This is a genomic window from candidate division TA06 bacterium, assembly GCA_016208585.1.
In the GTDB taxonomy this organism is placed as follows: domain Bacteria; phylum Edwardsbacteria; class AC1; order AC1; family EtOH8; genus UBA5202.
This window is the reverse complement of sequence record JACQXR010000153.1, coordinates 1-4,360: the sequence shown is the minus strand read 5'-3', so window position 1 is coordinate 4,360 and position 4,360 is coordinate 1. Positions and strand designations below refer to the sequence as shown.

Below are 4,360 nucleotides of genomic sequence, written 5' to 3'. Positions count from 1 at the left end.
TTATTAAAAGAATCGATAGCATTCGATCACGATAATTCAACTGGTTTGCAAAATTATTTATAGGACTATCCTCCTGAAACTCAATGTTTGCGCGGATTGTTGTTTCAGGAAGATACAATTAACGCTTTTTTCAGGTAATATAGAGTTGCAGATTATTCTAAAATCAATGACCGGACACTACTGGTTTAAGTCCGGTCATAAAATAACTGCTGGCAGTCAAGCCGGCGGCGATCTGGTTTTCGGGCGGGTTAAGGGTGTCAAAATACCGGGCACAGGTCAAAACATCGCCGGAGTTGGGGTCGGCGGCGGTCCAGCTTAAAGTGACGTCCAGGGTGGTGTGTTCTACATTGGTGGTGCTGTCCGGGGGATAGGGGTTGCAGGGCGAGTCCGGGGCATGGCCAATTTCCTCCGGCTGGCACTTGGTGCAGGAGAACAAGGCTAGGGCCAGCACGGCCACGAGAACCACGAGACGATATTTTCGCAACATGATAGCGCCTCGGTGCTTTTATTTGGCAATGTTTTCTTTCCAACGTTGTTCAAATTCATCCACGTTTATTCCGTAAGCTTCCTTAAAAGCAGGGCCGAAATCAGCACCCTGCCGCATTTTGGAAAAAAGCAGGCGGATAAAGGCCCAGTCATACTGACTGGTCAGATAATATGAGGCCGAGAGGCTGGCTTTGTATGCCAGCAGGGCCTGGCCGGCTTCCAGCCCGGTAAAAGGCTTTTGCAGTTCTTTCAAGGGAATATAAATCTGTTCCTTCGGCTTCAGGCCTTCCAGCAACATGGCCAGTCCCTCGTTAAGCCAGGCAGGGCAACACCCGCCGGTCATATCGTAAATGGCGGCGTGGGTAAACTCGTGGGTCAGCACATTTTTCAGCAGCACCCGATCGTTCTGATAATTGGCCACCGGGATCCTGATTCTGCCGTCAAAGGCGGCGCCGGCCCAGGATGCCAGCTGAGTGATGTCCCTAAACTGCTGGCCGCTGTATAGGATCACGCTGGTGTTGCCCCGGATGCGGTGGCCCAGTTCGCTGCCCACCCGGTCCCTTATTTCCTCCAGCAGCATCAGCACCTGGCCGGACACCTCCCGGTTCTCGGCCCCTTCAAACCGGATCTCAAAATAACCGCTGCGCCCCTGTTCAAAGCCCTGCTCGGTCAGGGTTTCAGTCTTTAGCTGGGCCAGGCACTGGGCAATGTCAACATTATAGGGCAGTGCGCTATTGGCCGTCTCCAGCAGATAAATGGCGGAATCGTTTTGGTTGTCCAGGCAAAAGGCCTGGGCGTTAAGATAATATATGACGGCGCTTAAAGCTGAGTCCCGCCTGGCGGCGGCGCCCAGGTCCAGCACTTTTTGAAAGTTACCCTGTTGATAGTTCAAGACCATCATATTGCCATAAACATTGGTCAGATTAGCTATGATGCCGGAATCCCCGGGCGCCAGGCGCAGGGCCTGTTTCAAGAGGCCGACGGCCTGCAAAGACTTCCCTTTTTGGGAAAAGGCCACTGCCCGGTTGGAAAGTTCTATTGCCCATTCCTGTTGGGCCGCCTGCTCCCTGGCCCGTTGGTATTTTTGGCAAACCTTGAACAGGAGCAATACGGCCGCCGCCGCCAATAAAATTGCGGCCATTCGGTATATCAGTTTAAGAATATGATTCATCTATCTCATCCTTGCCGGCCCAGATAAGCCTCGATCACCTTAGGCTCTCTGCGCACTTCCGGGGGGCGGCCCTCCGCGATCTTCACTCCGCCGTCCAAGACCAGCACCAGGTCACAGATGCCCATCACCACCTTCATGTGGTGCTCTATCAGCAGCACGGTTACGCCGGTGTCCCGGATTTTTTGGATCAGGGCCATCAGGCCGGAGACCTCGCTGGGGTTCATTCCGGCGGCCGGCTCGTCCAGGCATAAAAACCCTGGGTCCGCGGCCAAAGCCCGGGCGATCTCCAGCCGGCGCTGATGACCGTAAGGCAGATTTTTGGCCAGCAGGCCTGAAGCTCCGGCCAACTCCACGAATTCCAGCCGTCGCCTGGCGTTTTGGCGGATACCGGTTTCCTCGCCCCTGGTTTTCCGATTCCGGACCAGGGCGCTCCCCAGGCCGGCCCGCCCCAAGCGGTGGCGGCCCACCATCACGTTTTCCAAAACGGTCATTTCTTTGAACAAACGTATATTCTGAAAAGTCCTGGATATGCCTGCCTGGGCGATTTTAACCTCGGAAAAGCCTGTAATATCTGCACCATTAAAAATAAATCTTCCCAGATCGGCCTTGTATGCGCCGGTGAGGCAATTGAACAAAGTGGTTTTTCCGGCGCCGTTGGGTCCGATCAGCCCGAATATCTGGCCCGGCTCGATGCCAAAGGAGACATCCTGAAGGGCTTTTAAGCCGCCGAAGGATTTGGAGATATTATTTGCAGCCAGCAGCATGAAACATTAAAAATTATAAACAAAATCTATGAACGGCAGGCCGGGCAACAGCATGTCTTCGCCCAGCACGTTGATCAGGGCCAGGTCCACCGCCAGCCCCTCGCCGAAAAACCGGAAGCCTCCCGAAACCAGCGGCTGGTCAAGCCCGGGAAAGATTCAGTTCTCGGTTACCAGCGAGACCCTGCGGGAGACCCGGTACTCGCTGCCTATCATTACCATCGGCCGGTCGGCCATTTCATCGCCCACAAAACCGTATCCCAGCCCGGTGGTAAAACTGCGGTCGCGTCCGCCGTAGGTGCCGACCCCGTAAAGCACGCCCACCGTCGAGACATCCTGGTCGGAACCCGGTATATTGATGATCAAGGCCCCTCCGGCCAGATGAAACCTTTTGTTGACCGGCATTCCGGCTTTGGGCATAAAGTAAAATATCTGGTGGTCCAGGCCGGCTCCAGGAAACAGCGACATCCCCCCGCCCAGGGTTATAAAATTGCTCACTCCCACCACCACCTGGGGAAAAAAACCTAGTGTCGGAAAAATATCCCTCTCCGCTTTTTAGCATATGGGCGGTCGGCCCGAAGAACAGCCGGGTGGTATTGGGAAACCAGTATTCGCCGTCCTTGATGGATTCCGCCGGGATCTCTTTTATCGCGGTGATCTTTGCGATGGGAATGGAGATCGTGGTAACGGCCGTCTCTAATTGTATATTGAGCGAATCGATCTGAGTGATCCAGCCCACATTGCTGGAACCGTCGGTGGTCTTTACCATCTGGATGAAGGTGGAATCAGCCACCCGCAGCTGGCCCTTGAGCGGCTGTTGGGCCATGCCCGGTTTAACCCATGCCCAAAACCCGGCCAGAAGCATGACAAAAAAGAAGATTTTCTTTGCGTTCATTTTTTCCCTTTCTACCCGTTAAATATTTTTTTTCTTTCCCCGGCACTTACCGGCTTCCACTGCCCCGGCTTAAGGCCGCCTAATCGATAGCTTCCGATCTTCATCCGCACTAACCGCAGGGTAGGAAAACCTATGGCCGCCGTCATCCGGCGCACCTGACGGTTCTTGCCTTCGGTTAAAGTGATCTCTATCCAGCAGGCGGGGATGTTCTTCCGGACCCGGATAGGCGGGTTACGTTCTGCGATTTCCGGTTGGGGAGATAGAATCATGGCCGAACAGGGCAGGGTTTCATATTGTTCAATCACGATGCCGCTTTGCAATATTTTCAACGCCTGTTCCGAAGGGATGTTCTCCACCTGGGCCCAATAGGTGCGGGAATGGCCGCGCTTGGGGCTAAGCAAAAAAGCGTTCAATTCCGGCTCATCGGACAAAAGCAACAGGCCCTCGGAATCGGCGTCCAGCCGGCCCAGAGGATAGACGCACTTGGGGAAGCCGAAATCGACCAAAGTCCTGTTTTTAGAACCGTCGGCGATGAACTGCGAAAGCACGCCGTAGGGTTTGTTGAAGGCGATCAGCATTGTTTTGGCGGAATCAGATATGCAGCAGTACTCAGGACGTCCCATGCCCCGTCACTTGAACCTGACGATACCGAAGTTCCGGGGGAGGTACGACCAGTCATACATCCACAGGGCCGACTGATCGTTGCGCTGCTGTTTACGTCGGATGTTCATCCTTAACTCGGCGCCCTTGTCCGGCGCCGGCAGGCCGATATCCTTCACGGGCACCTTCATCTCCATCACCCATTCCGATTTCCCTATCCCGCACTTGGCATGGAAGCCTCCGTTCCACTTTTCATCCGAATCATCGCGGGTATTGTCTATCAGCTGGTCCCATATGGCGGATGCCGGATTGACGTACATCTGGTAAACCGTGTCCTTGTTGGCGGCGAACAGGAATCCGATGCCGTCGTCGTTATACACCTGTTCGTCCCGGACGGTCTTGGCGGTTTTCAGCTTGTCGATTACGGTGTCCCGGCAGACCGCGGCG

7 protein-coding genes are annotated in these 4,360 nt (G+C 54.6%); 1 reads left to right on the top strand and 6 read right to left on the bottom strand.

The window, feature by feature from the left end; translation table 11 throughout:
- Positions 1 to 163 precede the first annotated feature (163 nt).
- The 4 genes from HY768_11060 to HY768_11045 all read right to left on the bottom strand — a co-directional run bounded on the left by HY768_11060 (position 164) and on the right by HY768_11045 (position 2,916).
- A complete protein-coding gene (locus HY768_11060; GenBank protein MBI4727737.1) occupies positions 164 to 487 on the bottom strand; it encodes a hypothetical protein in 324 nt (107 codons plus the stop codon).
- 18 nt (positions 488 to 505) lie between these two features.
- Positions 506 to 1,627, bottom strand: a complete 1,122-nt coding sequence (locus HY768_11055) for a hypothetical protein (protein MBI4727736.1) — start codon at positions 1,625 to 1,627, stop codon at positions 506 to 508.
- Between the two features lie 35 nt (positions 1,628 to 1,662).
- Complete coding sequence (locus HY768_11050; GenBank protein MBI4727735.1) at positions 1,663 to 2,421, bottom strand: ABC transporter ATP-binding protein; 759 nt, start codon at positions 2,419 to 2,421, stop codon at positions 1,663 to 1,665.
- Between the two features lie 156 nt (positions 2,422 to 2,577).
- Entirely contained in the window at positions 2,578 to 2,916 is a 339-nt protein-coding gene (locus HY768_11045; protein MBI4727734.1) for a hypothetical protein, read from the bottom strand.
- Positions 2,917 to 2,945: 29 nt separating this feature from the next.
- Here HY768_11045 and HY768_11040 point away from each other — a divergent pair, with 29 nt between their 5' ends.
- The gene (locus tag HY768_11040; protein ID MBI4727733.1) at positions 2,946 to 3,143 is read left to right on the top strand and encodes a hypothetical protein; all 198 of its coding nucleotides are present in this window, start codon (positions 2,946 to 2,948) and stop codon (positions 3,141 to 3,143) included.
- Between the two features lie 181 nt (positions 3,144 to 3,324).
- Here HY768_11040 and HY768_11035 read toward each other — a convergent pair whose 3' ends face one another.
- Positions 3,325 to 3,891 (bottom strand): pseudouridine synthase, encoded by a 567-nt coding sequence (locus tag HY768_11035; protein MBI4727732.1) that lies wholly within the window; start codon positions 3,889 to 3,891, stop codon positions 3,325 to 3,327.
- A gap of 51 nt (positions 3,892 to 3,942) precedes the next feature.
- Positions 3,943 to 4,360 (bottom strand): hypothetical protein (locus HY768_11030; GenBank protein MBI4727731.1); only part of this gene is annotated, 418 nt, incomplete at its 5' end.